Source organism: Streptomyces sp. NPDC088923, assembly GCF_044749745.1.
Taxonomy (GTDB): Bacteria; Actinomycetota; Actinomycetes; order Streptomycetales; family Streptomycetaceae; genus Streptomyces.
On the sequence record NZ_JBIVIO010000003.1, the window covers coordinates 570,493 to 592,932 of the forward strand.

At 70.9% G+C, this 22,440-nt stretch carries 6 protein-coding genes; 3 read left to right on the top strand and 3 right to left on the bottom strand.

Annotated elements, in window-relative coordinates; all coding sequences use genetic code 11:
- Positions 1 to 71: 71 nt before the first annotated feature.
- Both ACIP4O_RS18055 and ACIP4O_RS18060 read left to right on the top strand, forming a co-directional pair.
- Complete coding sequence (locus ACIP4O_RS18055) at positions 72 to 10,058, top strand: hypothetical protein (RefSeq protein WP_401575463.1); 9,987 nt, start codon at positions 72 to 74, stop codon at positions 10,056 to 10,058.
- A 191-nt stretch (positions 10,059 to 10,249) separates the two neighbouring features.
- Positions 10,250 to 11,179: a helix-turn-helix domain-containing protein gene (locus ACIP4O_RS18060; RefSeq protein WP_401575464.1), complete on the top strand. Its 930-nt coding sequence runs from the start codon at positions 10,250 to 10,252 to the stop codon at positions 11,177 to 11,179.
- Positions 11,180 to 11,644: 465 nt separating this feature from the next.
- On the opposite strand, the gene ACIP4O_RS18065 is transcribed toward ACIP4O_RS18060, so the two are convergent.
- The gene (locus ACIP4O_RS18065) at positions 11,645 to 12,103 is read right to left on the bottom strand and encodes a hypothetical protein (protein WP_401575465.1); all 459 of its coding nucleotides are present in this window, start codon (positions 12,101 to 12,103) and stop codon (positions 11,645 to 11,647) included.
- Positions 12,104 to 12,711: 608 nt separating this feature from the next.
- Here ACIP4O_RS18065 and ACIP4O_RS18070 point away from each other — a divergent pair.
- On the top strand, positions 12,712 to 16,686 hold the full coding sequence (locus ACIP4O_RS18070; protein ID WP_401575466.1) for a toxin glutamine deamidase domain-containing protein: 3,975 nt from the start codon (positions 12,712 to 12,714) through the stop codon (positions 16,684 to 16,686).
- Between the two features lie 449 nt (positions 16,687 to 17,135).
- Here ACIP4O_RS18070 and ACIP4O_RS18075 read toward each other — a convergent pair whose 3' ends face one another.
- Entirely contained in the window at positions 17,136 to 21,707 is a 4,572-nt protein-coding gene (locus ACIP4O_RS18075) for a hypothetical protein (RefSeq protein WP_401575467.1), read from the bottom strand.
- Positions 21,697 to 22,152, bottom strand: coding sequence for a hypothetical protein (locus ACIP4O_RS18080; RefSeq protein ID WP_401575468.1), 456 nt, complete (start codon positions 22,150 to 22,152; stop codon positions 21,697 to 21,699). Before ACIP4O_RS18080 ends, ACIP4O_RS18075 begins: the two co-directional genes overlap by 11 nt.
- Between the last annotated feature and the right edge of the window lie 288 nt (positions 22,153 to 22,440).

The window sequence follows — 22,440 nt, forward strand, 5'->3', positions numbered from 1 at the left end:
GGGGCGCCCCCCGGGCGCCCCCGCACCCCTACCGCTGTTCCGCTTGTTCCGCTGAAAGGTCTCCTCCTCCCATGGCTCAGTTCGACACGGGTCCGATCCGGGACTTCGCCGCGGAGTGGATTCAGTACGGCGACAGCGTCTACGAGCTGGTGCAGTCCATGAAGGATCAGATGGACGGGATGCAGTGGAGCGGCAAGGCGGCCGTCGCGGCCCGCGAGGGCTTCGGGTCCGGTGAACAGAGCGTGCGCTCCTCGATGCTCGCCGCCGCCGACATCGCCTGGAAGACCGGCGAAGCCCTCAACATCTACGCCGACGAGGTCGACAAGGCCGTCAAGGAGATCAACAAGCAGCGCCTGGTGGCCGCGCTGGCCAACATCTTCGGCCTCGCCCTGCTGGGCCTGACGGTCGGCGTCGGCATCCTGCTCATGCCCTATCTGGAGATGTTCGCCGAGTGGGCCACCGCGGTGATGAACCTGGCGGAGCGCTCGGCCGCCCAGATGTTCGGCATCGAACTGGCCGCCTTCGCCGCCGAGACCGTCATCGCCTCCGGCCTCGGCCTCGGCTCCGACCTGCTGATCCAGCTCATGGCCAACGCCGCGGCGGGCGAGAAGATGCACATCGACTGGGCCAACGAGGCGTGGGCGATCGGGCTGGGCGCCGAAGCCGTGTTTGCCACGAAGATCGGCGAGAAGTGGCTGGACCCGGCGGTCCACTCCCAGCCGCACACGGTCCCCACCGGCAGCGGCGGCAAGGGCGGCGACGGCCCCGGCGTACCGGTCCCGGTCAGCAACCTGCCCAAGGACGGCGGCGCGGCGCCCGGGTTCTCGGGCCACACCGTCGAGAACCCGCTCGCGCACACCCCGCTGAAGACCACCGAGCTGCCTCCCAGGGGCACCCGTCCTGCCGGCGCCGAGACCCCGGCCCCGCACCCGGTGACCTCCGGCCCGACCCGCACCTCCGCCGCGGCCACCGGCGAGACCACCCCCACCACCGGCACGCCCGCCCCGCCCCGCCCGACCGCCCAGGACTCCGCTCCGGCCGGAACCGGCGTCCGCCCCGCAGCCGCTCCGGCCCGCCAGGACACCGCCCCCACCCCCCACGAAGGCCCCGGAGGCGCGAAGCCCGAGGAGACGGCGGCGCTGACCGGCCCCGGGGCGGTACGCGCCGCCGCTCCTGAGCCTTCCGCGGGTGCGGGTCCGTCGGGTCCCGGGGGCCGCAGTGGTGACGGGGCGGCTCGGCCCGTTCCGGGCGGGGGAGAGGTACGCGCCTCTGGCGGCGACCAGGACGGCGCCCGGGGCAGCCTCCTCGGCGCGGAGGGGGCCGGGGGCGGCAGTCCGGTGTCCCGAGACCCGCAGACCGCGCGCCCCGCGACGGGTTCCGCTCCGGCCTCCGGCGGTGGGCGTACGGGTTCCGGGCTGGACGCGGAGCGGGGGGCCCGCCCGGTGGCTGGTGACGCGGAGCGGGGCGGGGGCGCGCTCCACGGCTCGGAGGCGGAACGGGCCGGAGGCGGTTCGGCGGTTCACGACCCGCGGACAGCGCGCCCGGGGACGGTTTCGGCTCCGACCTCCGGCGGTGGGCGTACGGGCGCCGGGCTGGCGGCGGAGCCGGGGGCCCGGCCGCTGGCCGGTCCCGATGCGGGTCCGGTTCGCGCCGGGTCCGACACCCACCACCCGGCGGCGGCGAAGGCCGGCGCCGATACGGGCAAGAGCGCGAGCGAGCCGTGGCAGGTCATCCGCAAGCAGCGGCTTGAGCAGATCGCCCGCGAGCAGCTCGCGGCGAAGGACACGGCTCCGGCGGGACCGGCGCCCGCGAAGGCGGAACCGGCGTCGGCGGCGGCCCAGCCGGGGACGGGCCCCGAGGGCGTACCGGCTTCGGAGGTGCGCGGTGCCGGGGACAGGCCGGTGCCGGAGGTGCCGAAGGCTGCGGCGGAGCCATCCGTTTCGACGGGCGGTTCCGGCGTCAGGGACAACGCGGGCGGGGGGACTTCTGTCTCGTCGGGGTCGGGGTCGGGGTCGGGGTCGGGGTCGGGGTCGGGGTCGGGGTCGGGCAAGGGCGAGCCGACCCATGTGATTCGTAAGCGCCGTCTGGACGAGATCGCGCGCGGGGAGCTTCGTCCCAAGGACTCGGTACGCCCCCAACCGGCGGCGGGCAAAGGCGAGTCGGGGCCCGGCGCTGAGGCCGTCACCGCTCCGGGAGACCCCAAGGTGTCCGCGGAGCCCTCTGCCCCGGGCCGGGAGGCCGAGGGCTCCGCGGTCAGGGACAACGCGGGGGCCAAGGGCACGAGAGCGGACGGCTCGGCGGAGACCCCCGCCTCGTCGGGGTCGGGCAAGGGCGAGCCGACCCATGTGATTCGTAAGCGCCGTCTGGACGAGATCGCCCGGGGGGAACTCCGTCCCAAGGACCCCGTGAGCCTTCAACCGGCAGCGGGCAAGGGGGAGTCGGGCCCTGCCGCCGAGGCCGTGCCCGCTCCGGAACACGGTTCGGCGACCGCGGAAGCGGAGGCCGGGAACACCGCCGTCCGCCCGGAGCCGGACGAGGGGGAGTCGTTCCGCGTGAAGCCGCCGTCGTGGGGGCCGGAGCGGGTGGCGCGACTCGAATCGATCCGCGCGGGCGGGGCCCAGGGGCCGGGTCGCGGTGCCTGGCACGAAGCGCCCGACACGGTGATCACGAAGGGCGGCGAGGAAATAGCCTCGTTCGGGGACGAGGGGACCCGGCTGGGCGGCCCGGAGCCGGCCGCGCCGAGTCCAGCGGTTGGTGAGTCCTCCGGTGCCCCCGTCGAGGGAGCGGGTGTGAAGGATGTCGGCGGCGTGGCTGTTGATCCGGTGTCGGGGGACGGGTCCGGCGAAGCCTCGTCCCCGCTGGGGCACTCGGCCACGGAGTCGATGGGGGGCGAGCAGCCGCCCGTCTGGCGGGGCGAGCGGCAGGAGCGGCTGGGCGAGATCGCGCGTGGCGAGAACGTGACGCCCGGTTCCGGAACGTGGTACTACGAGGTGGCGGACATCCCCGTCACCCATGGCGGCGAGAAGACGTCCCCGTTCTTCGGGGACGGCACCAGGCTCGGCGGCCCCGACCACGTGAACCCGCCCGCTCCGGAGGGCTCCGCCGCCCCCGCGCGCGGCGAATCCGTGCACGAGGGCGTCACCACGCCCGCCTCCACCCCCGTCGAGGAAGCGCCGCAGCCGCCCACCGGACCCGTAAGGGACGACACCGCCCACAGCCCGGCGGACGTCTCACGCCCCGAGGCCCAGACCACCCCGCCGGCCACCACAACGCACGGGAACGAGGCCGCGCCTCCCGCGCGAGACAGCGCGCCCGTACGGCCCGTCTCCGACGGGGGCCCCGCGCGGCCGACAGCCGAGGGCGAGCCCGCGCACGTCCCCGGCGACAAGGCGGGACGTCCCGGCACCGACGATTCCCGCGGCACGAGCGACGGGGCGGGGGCCGCGCGTCCCGCGCAGACTGCCCCTCACGGCTCGGCAGCGCACGGCGAGCGGGCGCAGGGGAGTCCTGCTCAGCAGACCGGTCCTGCGCAGAACGGTCCCGCGCGGGGCGGCAACCCGGAGAACGGGCGGACCACGGGCGCTGTACGTGGCGGGGAGGCCCGCCAGCCCGACGCCCACGCCCCCGGTGCGGAGGCGGGCGGGACGCGCCCCCAGGGCGAGATCCGAGGCGGCGCGCCCGCACGGGCGGAGTCGGCCGGAGCGGCGGACGCCGGGGACGGGTACCGGCCGACTGGTCCGCACGGGGAGCGGGGCGAGGTGCGGGCGGCGGGTGCGGACGTGGGGACCGTACGGCCTGCCGGTGGAGCGCCACGGGAGACACCTGCCGCGCGCCCCGGCGCCGACCGGGACGCGCCCCCGGCGGCGAAGACCCCCGCGCCGGACCGTCCCGCCGCGGACCCCACCAATGACGGTTCCGCCGCGCGGCGCCCTGCGGAGAACCGTCCCGCGCGCGAACCGGCCACGAGCGGAGCGCAGGACGACCGGAACGCGCCCGCCAAACCCTTCGAGGTGTTCGGGGGCAAGGGGAACGTCCTGGGGAACGAGGGCGCTCACGATCCGGTGCTTTCCGCCTGGGCCTCAGGCGGGGACAGCGGCGCGGAACACGTGTCCGGTGCGGGCGGCTCCCTCGGGGAGCGCGCGCCGAAGCAGCCCGCGAAGCCGTTCAGCGGCCAGGGCACCGTGCTCGGCGGGGGCACCGGCAGCCTCGACCACGGCCTCCTCTCCCCGGACCGCCCGGGCGTCGGCAAGGGGGCCGCTCCGGGCGCCGGGTACAAGCCGAGGACGAACACCGGCGCCAATGTCGTCGGTCTCGGTGACCTGGATACGCGTCAGTCGCCGGGTTCGGGGGTCGGCAAGGGAGCCGCTCCGGGTGCCGGGCGGAAGCCGAGGACGAACGTGGTCGGTCTTGGTGATCTGGATACGCGTCAGTCGCCGGGTTCGGGGGTCGGCAAGGGAGCCGCTCCGGGTGCCGGGCGGAAGCCGAGGACGAACGTGGTCGGTCTCGGTGACCTGGATACGCGCCAGACGCCTGGCGGGAGCGCGGCGGAGGGTGGCCACTACGCCTCGTCCGGCGGCGGTGGCGGTCACTCCGCCCCCAAGCCGCCCTCGCGTCCCGGCCCGGGCGGGAAGAACATCCACACCTTGAAGGACCTCGGCGGCGAGCAGGAGTGGAACAGCGCCAACGACCCCAGCAACCCCTGGTCCCGGCGCGACAACGGCTCCGGCAACCAGGCGTCCGCCACGACGACCGAACTCCTCCAGCCCGGCGAGGGCAACACCGCCCCTTCCGGGACCGGGGGAGGCTCCGCTCCCGCAGGCCGGGGCGGAGCCCGCTTGGAGAACGACCCGAGCCAGGTGTCGGGCGGCGGCCACGCGGCATCGGGCGGCAAGCCCGGCGAGGGTACGAGTACCGGGTCCGGGGCCGAGTCCGGCGAGGGCTTCGGCTCCGCCATGAAGTCCGAGGCCGAGTCGGGCAAGGGTTCCGGTACGGCCACGGGGCCCGACGCCCAGGCCGGTGCGGGCCCCGCCGACGCGGCCGCCCACGGCGCGGACGCGAAGTCCGGCGAGGAATCCGGCGCCACCACCGGCGCGGCTGCCGAGACCGGCGAGAAGACTTCCGTCGCCCCAGCCACCGGTATCCGTACCGAGACCCCAGCGAAGACCAACACGCGCACCGATACGGCCACGAGGACCGACACCCACACCGAAGCCACCCCTGCGGCCGGTACGGGCACACGCTCCGGCGTCACCGCCCGGCCCCCGCGCCCGTCCGCGCGGCCCAGCACTGCCGTACGGACCGGGACCACGCCCGCCGGCGTCGCGCACCCTGACGCACCCGCACCCGCACCCGCACCCGCACCCGCACCCGCGACCGCGGACGCGTACTCGGCTCAAGGCGGCAACTCGGCCCACGGTTTCACGGGTACGCCGACGGGCGAGCCGGGCCCGTACACGAGTGAGCCGGACCCGTACACGGGCGAGCCCGGGAGCTCCGGCGGTCATGGCGGCCAGTACTACCGGGGCGCCGGCGGTACCGGCGGCGACTCGCGCCCGGCCCGTTCCTCCGATGAGTACACACCCACACAGGTCTCGAAGGCGCCCAGGCGTCTGAAGATGGCTCCGCCCGTCCGCCACCCCGAGCCGCAGGCACCGGAGCCGACCGTCCCGCACACCACGGAGCCCACCCGTGCGGAGCCGGTCACCGCGCCCGCCCTGCCCGCTAAGGGGCCGCGCACGTCCGCGCCGGTGTCGCCCGCCCGCACCGGGGCGGTCACGGAGACGCCCACCCCGCGTCCCGCCGAGCCGACCGCCACGGAGACGGCAACCGCGCCCGTGCTTCCGGGCGGAGAGCCGCACACCGCCGCGCCCGCTTCCCCCACCCGTACCGGAACGAACGCCGGGTCCGCCACCCCCGCGCCCACGCCGGAAGCCCCCGCACCCGAAGCACAGGCCCCCGCTCACGTCGCACCGCACAGCGCACCTCGGCCTCCCGCCGGCTCCGCCGGAGACACCGCGAAAGCGACCCCCCTCGCGAGCGGAACCGTCGTCACCGAGCCTCCGGGCGAGCAGCGTTACCCGGGTGTGCCCGACGCCCACGCGGACGTCGCCATCGACCACCTCCAGGAGGTCGGCTACGCCTTCCGCGGGGGCATGCGTCCGCACCCGCAGGGACCCAGCGTCGGCCCCACCGCGCACACGGCGCAGCAGCACGACGATCTCGTCGTCATCCACGTGGCCAAGGCGTACGCGCAAGGCGGTGCGAAGGCGGCCCGCAAGGCCGCGCTTTCCGCGCTGCCGGTCCGCGACCACGTGGGTCACGACGAGAAGTCACTCGTCGCGAACTGGATCGCGAGGATGAAGCTGCGCGCCCAGCCCGAGGTGAAGGTCACCCCGCGTGCGCTCTCCGTCCTCGACTGGCTGGGGGAGCGCGGGCACCTGATGACTCCCGAACAGCTGAAGAGCTTCGAGACCTCGCAAGCGGTGATCTCCGCCAACATCAGCCGGGAGCTGTACGTCGCCGCCCACCCCGAGAACCTCGCCACGGCCGCGCCCGCGCGCACGGAACCCGCACCTGCGGAATCCGCACCTGCAGAATCCGCACCTGCGGAGCCCGTATCCGCCGAACCCGTCGCGACCGAGCCCGAGACCCCCGACGTGCCGCAACCGCTGCGCGCAGGTGTGCGGGACGAGGACACACTGCCAGCCATGGGCGCGCCGGCCTCGTACGGCCACGATTTCCCGCGCGGGCCCCGCACCGTCACCGCCACGCTCGCCGACGTATGGACCGCCTTGGCCGACGGCGGCATCCGCGCGCTTGAGGAAGAGGGGACGCTCGACTGGCTGTCCGCGCAGGTTTCGCACATGGACGCGGCGCAGACCCGGAGCTACACGCTGTTCCTGGAGGCCCTCTCCGAATCGGCCCAGACACCCACACCTACGCAGACAGCCACACCCACACCCACACCGGCACCCTCCAAACCGTCGGCCCCGACGCTGTCCCCGCCCCAGGCGCCCGTCACCCCCGACGTCGTTCACGTGTGGACCGCCGCGGCCGACGAGGCCCTGATCGACGGCTCTCTCGCGGTGCTGGCCCAGGGGCTGGAATCCGGGATGGCCCAACACCACCTGCGCGCACTGGTGCTGAACCTCTCCCAGTGGTCCGGCCAGATGTCCGCCTCCCAGCGCGCGCAGTTCGAGGGACTGCGCAGCCGCGTGCCCGAAGCACCGCGCCGGGCACTCCCCACCCCGCCCGTATCTCTGCCCGCACCTCCGCGCGCTCTGCCCGCCGCTCCCGCCGTGCCGCCCGCCGCTCCCGCTGCCCAGGGTCTGCCCGTGGAGGCCCAGGAACACATCCTTCAGGGACTCATCGACAGTCTGTGGGGCGAGGTCGGGACGAGGCAGCCTCTCAGCAGCCAATCCCAGACAGCGCTCGCACAACTCAACTTCCGCAGGGCCGAGTTGTCCCAGTTGCAGCAGCGGGACCTCGACGTGCTGAACCTGACGCTCGGCACGGTGGAGGACGACGGGACGGAGGCGGCCCTGCCGATGCCGGCGGCGTACGCCGACCCCCGCCACGCCGCCGTCGTCCCGGCATCCGTGGTACCAGCGGTCGGTCACGACGAGGAGGACGAGGAACTGTGGGGCGCGGGCCCGGCCAGTCCCGGCGACGCCGCCCTGCCGCACAGCACCTTCGACTTCGACACGGATGACTCCGACCTCGACGCCCCGCCCCCGCAGGCCGCCGAGCCCGGGCAAGCCGTCCGGGCTCCCGGCGGGCCCAACGCGGAGGTGCCCGGAAACCCCGCCACCCCCGCCCAAGAGGACCCACTCGCCGACTTCGTGGAGGCGATGCGCCCCCTGCGGGAGTACATCCAGCAACACGCCACCCGCCCCGCGAGCGAGGCGCCCGACGTGCACGCCTCAGGCCAAAGTACCCACGAGGTGGAGGTCGTCCTCGGGGCGCATCCCGGCTCGCGGACGCTGGCCGAGTTCTTGGATGAGGATGGCCACGTCGGCCATGCCTTCCTCGCGGTCCGGCTGCCCGGCCGGTCGGCGCCCCTCGTCCTCGGCTTCGGCCCGATGGACGACTCCTCGACGATGGCCGTGCTCGCCGGGTACGCGGCCGGCCGCGTCAACCTGGAAACCGAGTACGACCTCCTCAGCGAGACCAACGAGGTGCTGGTCACGTACCGCTTCACCCCCGAGCAGCTCACCCGGGCCTACCTTTACGCGGAGCGGAACTTCGAGAGCCAGTACGGCCTGTTCACTTACAACTGCGTCATCTTCGCGCGCAACTTCATCGCGGCGGGGCTCGGCAGGGACGTCGTGCCGAGCAGGGCGCTCAGCCCCAACGACCTCATCGCCGCCCTGCGCGCGGGGCAGCGCCACGACTGGGCCGGCAACCCGCACGTCCTTGAACTTACCGACGACGACCAGGAGTTGCTGGCGGCAGCCGTCGGCCAGTCGGACGAAGACGCGCGGAACTGGGCGAGGTACCGCGTCGCCCTGGACCACCAGCGCCCCCTGGCGGGCCCCGAGCGCAGCGACACCCAGGCGCGGCAGATAACCATGCTCGCCGATTTCGCCACGATGATCGCAGCCGCGTGGCGCGGCGGCGCGGGCGAGGCGGAGGCGCTACGGCTCTCCACCGAGCTCGGCCAGCGCTACGGCACGCTGCGCGCCCTGGCCGCCGACCCCCTGGAGATGGTGACGCGGGGACTGCGCCCGCTGGCCGCCTTCGCGGAACGGGCGGCGCCCGGCGGCCCGCGCGTCGAGGTCGTGGTCATGGGGGACGCCGACGGCCACCCCGCGATCGAGGTGTATCTGCCGGGGCAGTCGAGGCCGGTCGGTTTCCGCTACGGGCCGCTGCGGGAGACCCCGGACCCCCTGGCGTGGGTCTGGGGCCGCGGCTGGGGCCCGGGCGGGATCTTCCTCGAACACTCCCAGCAGCTCGGCAGCCAGACCACCGAGGTCCTGACCTCCTTCTATGTCGAGCCGGAACGGCTCGCGGAGGGCTACCTGTACGCCCTCCAGCACGCCGACCCCATCGCCAACGCGGACAGCCACCACCCCAGTCGGCACAACGGCGGCCATTTCGTACGGGGCTTTCTGGAGGCCGTGCTCGGCGAGGACCCGCTCAGCTTCGCCGAGGGCACCGACAGCGCCTTTCTCGACGCCCTGCGCGGTCGCACGGAACACGCCTGGGCGGACGGGGAGGCTCCGTTCGTACCGCTGTCCGCGCAGGACCGGCGGACCATCGCCGACAGGAGCGGGGCCACGCCCTTGGATGTCCAGTTCGCGTCGAGAACCTGGGCGCGACTGCGGGTCGCGGTGGACCACCAGCGGCCGGTCTTCGCGGGCAGGGGCACTCCCGAACAGCGGGCCCGCGTCGGGCAACTCGAAGACATCATCCTGCTGATCGCCCATACCTACCGGACGGGAGGTATTCGGCTGGCGCTCGCCGAATCCTCCGCGCTGGGACGGCAGTACGGCACCTGGCGGTGGACTGGCACCGAGCGGATCGACACCCAGCTCAACGCCCGGATGGACGACCCGCTCGCCGCCCTCGGCGCAGCCGGGGAGACAGCCGGGGCGGGAATGGCGGCCGCGCCTGCGGCCGCCGCGTCTCAGCAGACCCGCCCGGTGACCGCCGCGCCCCCCGCCGCCACCACGTCGGCCACCCGCCCGGAGACCGGCCCCGCCCCCGCCACCAGGGACAACCCGATCGAGTACTCCCCGCAGAACTTCCCGCAGCTAGCCGACTACCTCCACGCCTCCGGCTGGCAGCCGGGCGAGCCCGTCCCCGTCGAGGGCGCCGGGACGGAGCTGGCGGCGATGGTGACGGCGCACATCGAAAACACCTTGGCGCAGGCCGGGGAGTCGCCCAGGGACGTGTACGTCCATCTGTCCACCTTCCCCGGCGAGGAAGCGGACTGGATCAACCACGTGTTCTCCCACGTGCCTCCGCGCTACGGCCACACCGTCCACGTGCTCTTCCAGGACCTCGACATCAGCCTCTGTCCACCGGTCGGCGGAACGCCGACCACGGTGGCCTGACCCGGGCCCGCCTGACCCGCGGGAAGCCAGCGAGCACCTTCTCGCCACCGGCGCGCTCCCCGAGGAACTCGCCGCGGCGCTGGACCGGATAGGGTCGCGAACCCGCATCGTCAGTCTGTGCACCACGGCCTTCCTGCTCGCGGCGACAGGTCTGCTGGACGGCTGGCGGGCCACCACCCACTGGGCGCTGTGTGACGCGCTGGCGCGGCTGTTCCCCGACGTCGACGTCGATCCGGACGTCCTCTTCGTCGACAACGGACGCATCCTTACGTCCGCCGGCGGAGCGACCGGCATCGTCCTGTGCCTGCATCTGGTCCGTCTGGACCACGGCGCGGCGGTGGCATCGGCCGCCGCGCGGCGCTGCGTCGTGGCGCGAGGGCGGGCAGGCGCGGTTCATCGAGCACCCGGTTCCGCGGGACACCGACCGTTCCACTTCGGCGACCCGGCTGTGGGCGCTGGACCGGCTGGCCGAGCCGGTCACCCTGAAGGACATGGCCCGGCACGCGCACACGAGCGAGCGCACCTTCACCGGGCGGTTCCGCGGCGAGGTGGGCAGCAGCCCGCTGAAGCGGCTGGCGCAGCAGCGGCTGGCGCACGCTCGCCTGCTGCTGGCGTCCACCGACCTGACCGTCGCACGGATCGCCACAGCCTACGGCTTCGGCGACCCCGTCGCCCTGCGCAAGCACTTCCACACGTACCTGGGGCCTGTCACCGCTGGCCTACCGCCGCGCCCACAACGCTCCGGACCCGATGACGGCACGGTGACCGCCCATGACGTCATGCGGCTGCTGCGACCTGGCGGCACACTGAAGATCACCCGGCACGACCGCCTCTCCCGGTCTGTCCTCTACCTGGTGCCCCCCGGCGCCGAACTGCGCCAGCGCGGGATCGGCCTGCACGCGATCGAGCGGGGCATCGGCACCGCCAGGATGGAGGGGCGGGCGATGTTCGGCATGCTGTCGGTGCTCGCCGAGCTCCCGTGCGAACTGATCGTCGCGAACAGGATGGACCGTGCCACGGTCCGAGAAGACCACGATCACGAAGCCCTGACCGCTGGTTCGCGGCTGGGTCAGCGGCAGAAGTCCGGGGCCGATACGGGAACAAAGCAGCGGTCCAGTTAGCCGGCGACCAGGAGCAGCCAGCGACGCAGGGCCTCCCGCGGGGGGTACGCGGCGAGTGGTGCGTCCGCCGCATCGGCGAGCGCCGTGAGTTCGTCCGGCGTAGACCGCGACAAGAAGGTTCTCCCGGGCCGGGAAGTGCCGGTACGTGATGCCCACGCCGACGCCGGCAGCGCGCGCGAGGGACTTGAGGCCGGCCTCCCCTGTCCGCGCCAGAGCCTCCATAGCGAACTCCAGGACGGAAGCCTGCTTCTCCTCCACATCATTGCGCAGGGAACGGCGGAACGGCGGAACGGCGGACGGGCTGCGCGCGTGCGTCATCGGTCGCCTCCGGCTCGGAGCAGGGAGCGGACACACATGTATGGCGGGACGGTTTTCTGCGAGCAACACGAGGTGCCCTCCAACCCCGCGCGGGTGTGCCGTCGTACGCCCATGGCATGGGATCGGCCACGGTCGTACGACGCCACGTCACCTGCCGCAGTGTTCGGCCCCGCTGCATGAGCAAGGGGCGGTCGTGCTCGGGTTGTCGATGGTGAAGCCCCAGCTCTCCAGGGTCTCCTGGTAGCCCACGCGAGCACCGGTCAACTGATGGTCGTCGTGGGCGCTGGTGACCACCCCGACCGTGCCGAACCAGCCGACGGACATGCCGTCGGCCTCCAGGGCCGCGCTCTGCGCCGTGGTCTCCTCGTCGTGGGTGAACGTCTCGCCCGCGCGCTCGGCCCGCATCCGGAGCAGCGCCTTGGCGTACTTGTCCGTGAAGAGGAGCTGGTAGCGCAGCCCGGCGCAGCCGCCCGGCTCCACCGTCACCTGGAGCGCGAGCCCCGGCTCCGCGTCCTGGAGCAGGGCGGTGATCTTGGCCACCGCCTCATCGGTCAGCACCACCGCACTGACCGGCCGCTCCAGCTTCTCCCGCGTCATGTCCGCCATGCTCACTCGCTCCTCATACCGTGGCCCCAGCGTCGGGGGGCCTGTCAGCACCACGTAATCGGATGCTTCGCGGTTTCACTCCGCCCGTCGGAATGAACGGCGCCCTGACGATGTCCGGGACGTGACGGGTGTACACGTACGAGAGAGAAAACATATCTCCCGAGCCGCCGGACCGGCGAGCCCCAGGTCTCAGTGCTCCCGGCCCGGCCCGGCCCGTACCGCACCAACTGCTCGACCCGAAACGCGAGGTCGTCCTCGGCGCCACCTTCGCCGGACCCTGCGTCGCGGAGCTGCTGCCCGCCGCGACTCTCGCCATCACCGGTGTTGCCTCTGGCAACCAGCTCTGGCACGCCGTCCCCGCCTTCCCCACCCTGAGCGAGATCCGGCTTCGGCTTCCGGAGACGAGCCGCGACGCGTGCACCCCGCCCGCGACTTCGCCGCGCTCGCCCTCAACCGAACCACCGGCCGCGACGGGACCCGCGGCACCGTCCGCCCCGGCCCACCAGGAGGGGCTACGGTATCTCCAGACGTTGCGCACACGTGTTTTCTTGACGACGTATCGGTTCCGGCTGTGCGAACCCGGCTGTTGCTAGTGGACGGAGTGTCCCATGAGTGTGTCCGACTCCCCCTCCCTGCGCGAGACATGCTTCCCCGTGGCACAGGACCTGCTGGAGCTGGAACTGGGCCCGGCAGCACGCGCGGAGATCCAGCGGACGGTGGAACAGCGGCTCGCGGACGCATACCGCATGATCCTGCGCTCCACCGTCGACCGCGTCGGTACGCAGCAGCAGCCCCCGCAGGACACGCCGAGGGCCGAGGTGGCGCCGCCACGCCCCACGGCATACCTCGACTCGCCCCGTCTGACACGCGGCCCCGACACCGGCGGGCGGGCCGCTTCCGTTCCGCTGCCCCCGGAAGAGCCCTCGCGGGCCGCCCAGCGACCGGCCGAACTTGCTGAGGAAGAGACACCGGACCCATGGACCGCCCAAGCCCTGCGCGACGCCGTCACCGGCCGGTCCCCACGGACCGTGCACGGCTTCGGCGAGATCTCGGAACTCATGGCCGCCACCCCGCCGCACACCCGCGGTCTCGTCCTCACCTGGAACGGCTCCGAGTCGGCCATCGACCCCGAGGCGGAAACCGACCCCGATCGAGCCGACCACGTGTTCACCGTCCTGCACCATCCCGACCACGGAGTCGTCTACCTGGACGGCCGGACAGGCCAAGAGGCCGCCATCCTGCCCCCGGCCCCGCACACTGTCGGGTTCATCCCCCTGAACGACACCCCCGAACCGGAACCTCCGATCGACGCACCTCGCACTCTCCCCGTGACTGTGGTGTCCGCGGGGGTTGGGGTGGGGTTGCCGGGGCGTTATGGGTGGGTGGGGCGGGTGAATCCGTTCCGTGAGGCGGGTGGGGAGTTTTTGACGAATTGTGTGTTGGTGGCGATTGCGGTGGATTTGTCGTTGGCGGAGGGGGCAGTGTTTGTTGCTCCTCCGTCGGGGTGGGGTGAGGAGGGGGTGGGCCCTGCAGGGGGTGCGGTGGATGGTTTGACGGTTTTTTTGGGGTGTTATCGGGATGTGGAGCCTTATCCGGTGGCGGGTGTGGAGTCGGTGGTCGAGGCGATGTTGTCGGCGGCGCCGGGGCAGCGGGGCATGGTGGTGCGGGGGAGTGCGTCGGGTGGGATCGCGCATGTGATCAATGTGGTCCGGGATGACGAGGCTGTGGTGTTCCTGGACGGTCAGTCGGGAGACCTGGCCCCTCTGCCGACGGACGCGCTGTCCTTCCTCCCGACCACGCATGACATCCCCGGCTACCCTCTGGGCTCCGCGGAACGAGCAAGCACAGCTCCGGCGCGACCGATTCGCGTCGGAGCCATCGGAACGGAGACGGAGTTCCAGTTCCCTCTCATACTCGACGAGAAAGGGAAGTCGTCGATAGCTCTCTCCTACGGCACGGTTCTCGCCTACTACACGTCTCTCCGCAGCGACGAGGTCGAATTCATCGCACCTGCTCGGGCTCTCCATATGCCTCAGATCAAGGTCGACAGCGTCACTATTTTCCTCGGCAAAAAGGGCGCCGCTGCGCTGTCATCGAATTTGATCAGGGAAATGACCGGCAAGGAACCGACCGGCGAACAGCACATCAAGATTCCCGAGCTGGTTCTTCCGCCCATGCAAGTGCTGTCGGACGAGGGAAACAGGTTCCGCCCTCAGCGGGGTATGGAGTTGCGCGACTCTGTTCAGAAAGGGCTCGCACGAGCGAACGCCTCTCGCCGTCCGATACCGCTCGAAAAGGCCCTCGGCCCCGGCTGGGTGCTCACCGAAGCCGGCCGCAGCCTCCTTGTGGGAAAGGCTCTGACAGGTCCAGGACATCCGGCGTACACGCAATACACTGTCGGCGTGACGCTTGGCGGGCTCAGCACCACGCTCCGGTCCGTCGCGCAGAACCTCCCGGAAGAATTCTCCAACTTCGCGCCGATACTCGGCATCGGTCGCCAATTTGCCGAAGAAGTCGTGGGGAACTACGCGCGCAGCGTGATCGGTGATTTCGGGCCGAACGAAATCGCCTTCCTCGGCTCGATCGCAGGCTTGGAGGAACTGCGCGGATACGCCTGGCTCGTGTTCGAACACGTCGTTGCCGAACCGGTGGCCACGGTGTATTTGGAGACCATATCGAAGGTGGCCGTTCCAGCGCTTTCCAGGGTCCCCTTCCGTGAGATTCACGAAATACTTCCCGAGACAGTCAAAACGTTTCTCGCCCGTGAGGGCGAAAAAATTGAGGACATATTCGTCGAGCATCTGAACAGGCTGGTGGAAAACTATCCTTCCACATCCCATCCGGCATCCGAGCTGAGGGGCAAGCAGCTGCTCGCGAGGAGGATCGCAGTTACCGGAAACTTCACCATGAGCGACTATCTGTGGTCCGCGCTCCTCGGTGAATCGGGAGAAGCCCTGATAGTCGATCAGTCGGACATCTTCGGCATCAGCGATTTCGAACTGGACAACAACTCCGGACGTCTTGGGACTCCGCTGATACTTCTGGAACTGCGCAACTACGGCAAGGGGCTCACTACTCCGGCGGAGATGGGGAAATTCGTCCATGAACTGAGCCACATGTCCCAGCGCACGTTCCCTGCGGCCTCGTTCTCGCAGAACACAACGCCGTCGAGGGCTGCGGCTTCCATCCTTGCGCACCCTCTGGTGAAGTCGTTGATCCGGGTTTTCGAAAACGTCGCACATCTTGAGCAGTTGCAGGTGCCGACGCTCTCCGCCGAGGCCCGCGAATACTTGGCACACGACGTGGGAGCTGCGGTTGTCGCGCCGAGCAGGGGAATCTCCGAGCAGACACTGGACATGCTGAAACAGTGGGAAGCGCATTTCGCGCGGCTGTCAGGAACAACCGCCGCCCCATCGGTACCGAAAGAACTCCTCGCGCCGTACACGGCGATGCGCGAGACCCTGCGCGAGACGCGGAAAGCCGCGGAACGACATGCAGCCCGCCGGAACGACAGCCGTCTCCTGGGCGCACCCATCCCCGACAGGCCCGGTGCCCCTTCACCCACGGCGCATGACGTGTCTGACAGACCTGTCCCTGTGGTGTCCGCGGGGGTTGGGGTGGGGTTGCCGGGGCGTTATGGGTGGGTGGGGCGGGTGAATCCGTTCCGTGAGGCGGGTGGGGAGTTTTTGACGAATTGTGTGTTGGTGGCGATTGCGGTGGATTTGTCGTTGGCGGAGGGGGCAGTGTTTGTTGCTCCTCCGTCGGGGTGGGGTGAGGAGGGGGTGGGCCCTGCAGGGGGTGCGGTGGATGGTTTGACGGTTTTTTTGGGGTGTTATCGGGATGTGGAGCCTTATCCGGTGGCGGGTGTGGAGTCGGTGGTCGAGGCGATGTTGTCGGCGGCGCCGGGGCAGCGGGGCATGGTGGTGCGGGGGAGTGCGTCGGGTGGGATCGCGCATGTGATCAATGTGGTCCGGGATGACGAGGCTGTGGTGTTCCTGGACGGTCAGTCGGGAAACCTGGCCCCTCTGCCGACGGACGCGCTGTCCTTCCTCCCGACCACGCACGACATCCCCGGCTACCCCCTGGACCCCGCCCATCAAGCAGCCACGGCCACGGCCCAAGCCCCCGCCCCGGCGGTTTCGGAGACCCGGGCGGTTCCAGCAGCGGAGCCGGTACGGGAACCCGCCCCGTGGCGGGCAGTGGCCGGAGCAAGCCTGCCCAGCGTCGTCGTCCAGCACCCGCAGTGGTTCGACCTGGGCGAACTGGTGGAGCTGGGCAGCAGCGAGAGCACCGCCACGGAGGCGGTCACCGACCCCGCCGCTCCCGCCGTCCTGCGAGCCCTGCCCCCCGGCACCCTGGAAGGCGCCGCGGACGAGATCCTGCGGCACATGGCGACCGTGTCGGCCAACGGCATCACCATGGCGAACGCGGACTTGATCCTGAAGGCGCCCGACAAGGAACGGCTTCCGCTGTGGATGGCAATGGCACAAGCCCTCGCCAACAAGCTCCGCCACCGCATGAGGGTCGCTCTGCCCATCCCCGGCAGCGTCATGCTGGAGGTCTGCCCATCAAAGGAGATCTGACGGACAGCGGACGAGCGGGCGGCCGAAGCCGCCGCGGAGAACGCGAAGCCGTCGCCGGACGAAGCCGTGGCTTCTGCGGCGAGTGCGAAGGCGGGAAGTACAGCTCGATGCGGGCGTCGGTGCGGGGCGATGGTGACCTGGCGGAGGCGGACCCGGTTGGGCCCGGGATGGCGGAACGCCTGCGGGGGCGGACGCGCAGTCTGCCGGAAGGGGCGGGCGCTTTCGTGGCGCGTGCGGTCCCGGGGCAATGTGGCCTCCTGCGGGCGAGTCCGGTGCCCGGCTTCACAGGGGCCGGCAGACGTCTCCGTATCCGCCTTTCCCCTCAGCCCGCGACATGCCGAGGCGCCCGACGTGTCCGGCCCCTTTGACGGGTGCCGCCCGTGACCCTCAACCCGGGCACCTCCGTCGCAGATACCCCGAAAGCTGTGGCCAAGGACCGGAGCGGCACGTCAGGCGCAGGGGTCCTTGTAGTCCAGGTCCGGAGAAACCTTGCGCCACACCTTGCCGGAGACGGGTTTCGTTCGAACCGAACAAAGGGTGTCCGCAAGCCGAGCCGGGTCCGTGTCCAGGAGCAGCGTTTCGGCCCCCAGCCCTTGGAGAAGGTCCGTGAAGGAGCGCAGGACGAGAAAGTCTCCGTCAGGGCTGAACTTGGCCGCCGAGAAACCGGTGCTCCCGTCGGGCAGCTCTTGCGCGTGGTACACAAGTTCGCTCTCGCCATCGGAACCTTTCAGGCGCCACACAGCGAGGCCCGAGGTGGCGGAAAGGGTCTGCCATGCCGCAAGCAGGCCGCGGTCCTGGTGCGCAGTCAGCTCGCTCAGCTGGCTGAGAGGAAATTGGAGTGTGATGGTCTGGCCTGGATTGGCCAGATCCCATAAGGTCGGTTGACCGGAGTCGGACAGATTGGCAAGGAACCGGCCGGACAGCATGACGATCTGATAGGGCTGGCCTGTGATGCCGTCGTTGATTTTGCGGGCTGTGGCGTTCGCGGACACGGTCCATACGGTAAGGCGGTCCGGTTCCAGGGGATCGCTGTTCTCCTTGCTCGGCGACGCGAGCAGTACGGACTCCCCTTCGGCCGCCTGGCCCAGCGTGTCCGGTCTTCCCGCTACGCGCTGACCGCGCCGTGGCTGCCGTGGGTTCGTGACATCCCACAGCTCCGTTCCGCCCTCGGTCATCACTGCCAGGACGCCCGGGCGCGCGAAGACAGGCTGCGCTTCTCCGCCCTTGGCAACGGGCACCCGGCCCAGCCGCTGCGGTGTGCGCACGTCGTGGATGTCCCACAGTGTCAGCGGGCCCTTTTCGTTCTCCCGGAGCGCCAGGAAGTTGCCGTCGGCGCTCACGGCAGGGTCCTCCACGACGGATTCGAACTCGTGGCCCGGACGGAGTTGTCCGTCAACCAGCGACCACAGCTTCTCCTTGCCGTGCTCGCTGTCCCGTGTGATGAGCACATCGCGGTCCCGCACGAAGCGGGGCAAGGCCCAGGGATCGGGGAATCTGGCCAAGGCCCGGGGAGTGAGGCGGTCCCCGAGTTCCCAGACCGTGGCCTGTCCCCCTTCACTGTCGTAGGTCGCCAGGTAGCGCTGTTTGTCCTCGAAGGCGTTGCCGGACGGCGAACTACGCCCTGGGAAGCCACCATTGACCGTTCGGGCGGGTGGTACCCAAAGGTGGACTCCACCCTGGAAATCGCCGGTCGCGATACCGCGCCCGTCAGGGCCGTATGAGATGGCCTTGAGTTCGGAGGTGCGAGGCAGTGCCGTTCCGCGCACCAGCGGGCTCATGGGTCCCGAGCTGTCAGGGATCGCGAGAATGCGCGCACGTCCGTCGGTGGAGGAGACGGCGAGATACTCACCGTCCGGGGCGTAGGCGATATCCGGATACACAGGTATGTCGGAGTCTTTTTCTCTCCGTGTCGTCAGGTGATCGGGGTCAGACACGTCAACGGTGAACAGGCTCCCTTTCGCGGAGCTGCTGCCGGTGCCGCTGACAGTCAGGGCCCGTCCGGCAGGGTGGAAAGCCGCCGCGTACACCCCTCCCACGACCAGTTTTCCGCGAGTCCGCGGCTGGCCGGGTTCAGTCAGGTCCCACAGGCGCAGCACACCACCTTCGGTGAAGACGGCCAGAACGGAAGTGCCGGGCTGGAAGACGGACGCGTAAACTTCCTTTGCCTTGTCGGCGACGCGAAGCGTGGTGACGGCCGGCTCTGCCGGATGCCTGAGGTCCCACAGCAGGACCTGGCCCCGGGTATTCGGCACCGCCAGAGTACGGCCGTCCCGGCTCCAACTCGAGTGGTTGAAGACACCCACGTCCGCAGTCTTGCGCGCAACCTGCCGCGGGTGGTCCGGGTCGGACACGTCCCAGACATACAGTGCCGACCCCGTGACCGCGCTGAGATAGCGGCCGTCGGGACTCCAGCCGAGACCTCCGGCCGATCCGGTCCGCAGGATTGCTCCGGCCTTGGGATGGTACGGATCACGGGTGTGCCAGAGGCGGACCGTACCGTCCTGGGAGGAACTCGCCAGCACCGCACCGTCCTTGCGGTAGGCAAGATCGTTGATCCGGCCGTGGTGCCCGGCCAGTGTCACATGCACGGGCGACATCGCCGCTTGCAGCATGCTCGTCCGCGCCTCGACGGTCGGCATCATGCGATACGCGGCAAGGCTCATGTCCAAAGCCGCCATCGGATCTTCCGGCCGCAGCACGTTCGCCTGTGCCGCGAGCTGCTTCGATGCCAGCTCCGCGGCCCGTTCCCTGGACCGTTCACGTTCGGTGAAGGCGATGGTGCTGGCCGCCACGAGCAACAGCGCCAGCGCCAGCACCCCTCCGGCGATCACAGCACGGACGACCTGACCTCGCCGGCTCGCACGCACACAGACACGGAGGAAGTCCCGTTCGGACGCGCCGAGCACGACACCCCCGCCGGGGTCCTCGCGCAGCCAGGGCCGTACCGAGGCAAGGCGGCTGCCGACGAGGAGATACTCACGCGCACGGTCGTGCTCGGCCCAGGCGGCCGCGGCCTCGGACAGCCGCTGAGACTTGATCAGGTCGGCTCTCGCGTCGAGAATCCACGAGCGGAGCCGGGGCCAGGCGCGCAGCAGGGCCTCATGACTGATCCGGGCTCCGTCCCTGTCGACAGTGATCAAACGTGCCGCGGCGAGCCGGTCGCAGAGCCGCGTGAGGCGTTCCCCGTCCTCGACGCTGCGCCCGGCCGACATGTCGGCCAGTTCGATGCGGCGCGGCACAGAGTCTCCGTCTGGGGTCAGATGGACCATCCGGAGCAGCAGTTCGCGCAGGGCGTCCCGCTCAGCTGCTTCGAGTTCCTCGTGGAGCCGCTCGGAGGACGTCGTCACGGACTGCCAGATCCCGCCGGTGGCCTGGTAGCCGGCCAGGGTCAGGACGGCACCGGATCTGCGCAGCCATGTCTCGCGCAGGGCATGGGCGAGGAACGGCAGCGCCGCGGCCGGTGCGTGGGCGTCATCGGGATCAGCGTGGTCGGCCGACCGGTTCAGGTCTTCGAGGATACGGTCGCACAGGCCGTCCTGAAGGACGAGCCCCGCATCGGCGGCCGGACGCTCGATCACCGCGCGCAGCGCCCGCTGGCCCAGTGGCGAGAGGTTCAGCGGCCCGGCGGTGTCCAGGGCCTCGCGAAGTTCCGGGTACGCCAGGCAGTCGCCGTAGTGGTCGGCCCGCACGGCGAGGACCATGCGTGGACGGGTGCCGCTACGACGGTCGGTGGTACCGCCCCACAGGGCGCGGACGAACCGCGTTCGCTCGGCCGGGTCGGAACAGCGGGTGAAGACCTCCTCGAACTGGTCGATCACCAACAGACGGCAGAGGGGACGGCCTTCCATAGGGGGTGGGAACCTGCCCTCGGCCAGTTCTCGCTCCACCTCGGACACACTGTGCCCGGACGCCCGCGACCAGAGGTCCGCCAGGGCGTGCAGCGGGCGCGGGCCGGGGGCTGTGAGCAGCAGCGCTGGCCACGCACTGCCGTCTCCGGCCTCTTGGGCGCGCTCCATCCCGGCGAGCAACCCCGCGCGCAGAAGGGACGACTTTCCCGTACCTGATGCCCCGACCAGGATGACCGGATGTGCCCGGGCAAGGGGATCGTTCACCGCGCTCAGCAGCCGGTCGGTCTCCTCCTCCCGGCCGAAGAACCAGTCGCTGTCCTGCGGCTGGAACGGTTCCATGCCGGGGTACGGGCAGGGCACATCGGCCGGCGGCTCCGTCTCCGGGACGGACCCGGGATCGTAAGCCCTGTTCGGTGCCACGACGAGACCACCCAGAACTCCCGCGCTCTGCCGGTAAGGACGTGTGGGGTCCTCGCCCGCCAACCGGTCGAGGCAGAGGTGCAGCCTGTCCAGGGACAGGTGTGGTGGACCGCCAGGGTCGCCTTCCTCAAGCACCCGCAGCAAACGACCCCCGAAGAGCGTGTGTCGCTCTCCTTCCGGTGCGAACGACAGCGCGAAGTACGAGGCCGAGGCGAGGAGGAAACTCCCGTCGGGGCGGGCGGAGACGAACGGGTCACGACGTGTGACATTGCCCGGTGTCACCGCGCGCCCGGAGAAGCAACAGTCGAGCAAGGCGACGCTGCCGCCCGTCGCACGGCCGAGCAGGTCCCTGACCGTGCGATACGGGACCGCCTGCGCCACCCGATCCGCCGACGCGGAGTCACGTGTGGCGAGATACAACTCGTCAGCAGGTCCCAGCAGCCCGTGGCCGACGTAGCAGAACAGCACGACACCGGTGGCCTGGTCGACCGCGTCCTCCACCGCCGCGATGACATCCGGTACACCCGCGTCGGGGGACACTCGGTGTATGTGTTCGGCGGTAACACCGCATACGTCATGCAGCACCCGGGCCAGATCGTCCAGAGTGCGCGCAACACTGGGCAGAGAGGGCAAGCCGGACTCGGGGACATGGCTGCCCGTGCCCACGAGCACGACCCGCGTACCGGGCGAGGCCAGGCCGGAGGCGCGCCGGGACGACGAGGAGCCGCGCCCCGACTGTTCCTCACTGTTCACGTGCGGCGGCCCCGGGCCGATGCGGCTCCGGGGCGTTGGCCGAGTCCGGCTGCCCAGCCGGACTGCCCTGGCGCGACGGCGTCTCAGCCGCATCGAGCTGGGCGGCGATGTACTGGACCAGCCCTTCGGTGTCGCGCGCGTCCCCCGTTTCCACCTGGGCAGTCGTCACGCTGATCTCGGTACCGTCAGGCCGAGTGATCGTGATGGTCCGGCTGCCCTTCCTGGTCTGCAGCCAGGCGATCAAGGCCCCCGCCAGCACCGTCGCCACACCGCCGGGAGCGAGCAACGCCAGCACCGCATCCGCGGCCAGGCCCATGGTGCCCGTACGAGGAGTCGGATCGACAGCCCGCCGGACCTTGCCCCGCAACGCCGGGTCCCTCCCCAGCCACCGGCGAAGATCCTCTGGGTCCACGTCCTCGCCGTGCACCGTGATGACGACCTTCATGCCCCTCCTCGCGGACCGCGATCCGCGGCTCCACCCCTCGCGGATCACAAACAACTACAAGTAAACCCTTTGAAAATAAAGGCAGTTGCATGTTCTGTCACATGAAAAATAACACCGCCTCGGCGACGGCGACGCCCGGGACAAGGATGACGAACCAACGAAGCCACCCCCGTACGGGCAACAACGTGCAAGCGACCGCTTGGCCTCGGAGGAGAACGACTTCACTCGTTTCGACCCGGGTTGTCAGTGCCTGCTTCTACCCTGCTGAAAGCGCGCATCACGTGGGGA

Coding starts and splice junctions, on each gene's coding strand:
- ACIP4O_RS18055 (WP_401575463.1), top strand. CDS start 72: ATGGCTCAGTTCGACACGGGTCCGATCCGGGACTTCGCCGCGGAGTGG.
- ACIP4O_RS18065 (WP_401575465.1), bottom strand. CDS start 12,103: ATGGCGGACATGACGCGGGAGAAGCTGGAGCGGCCGGTCAGTGCGGTG.
- ACIP4O_RS18070 (WP_401575466.1), top strand. CDS start 12,712: ATGAGTGTGTCCGACTCCCCCTCCCTGCGCGAGACATGCTTCCCCGTG.
- ACIP4O_RS18080 (WP_401575468.1), bottom strand. CDS start 22,152: ATGAAGGTCGTCATCACGGTGCACGGCGAGGACGTGGACCCAGAGGAT.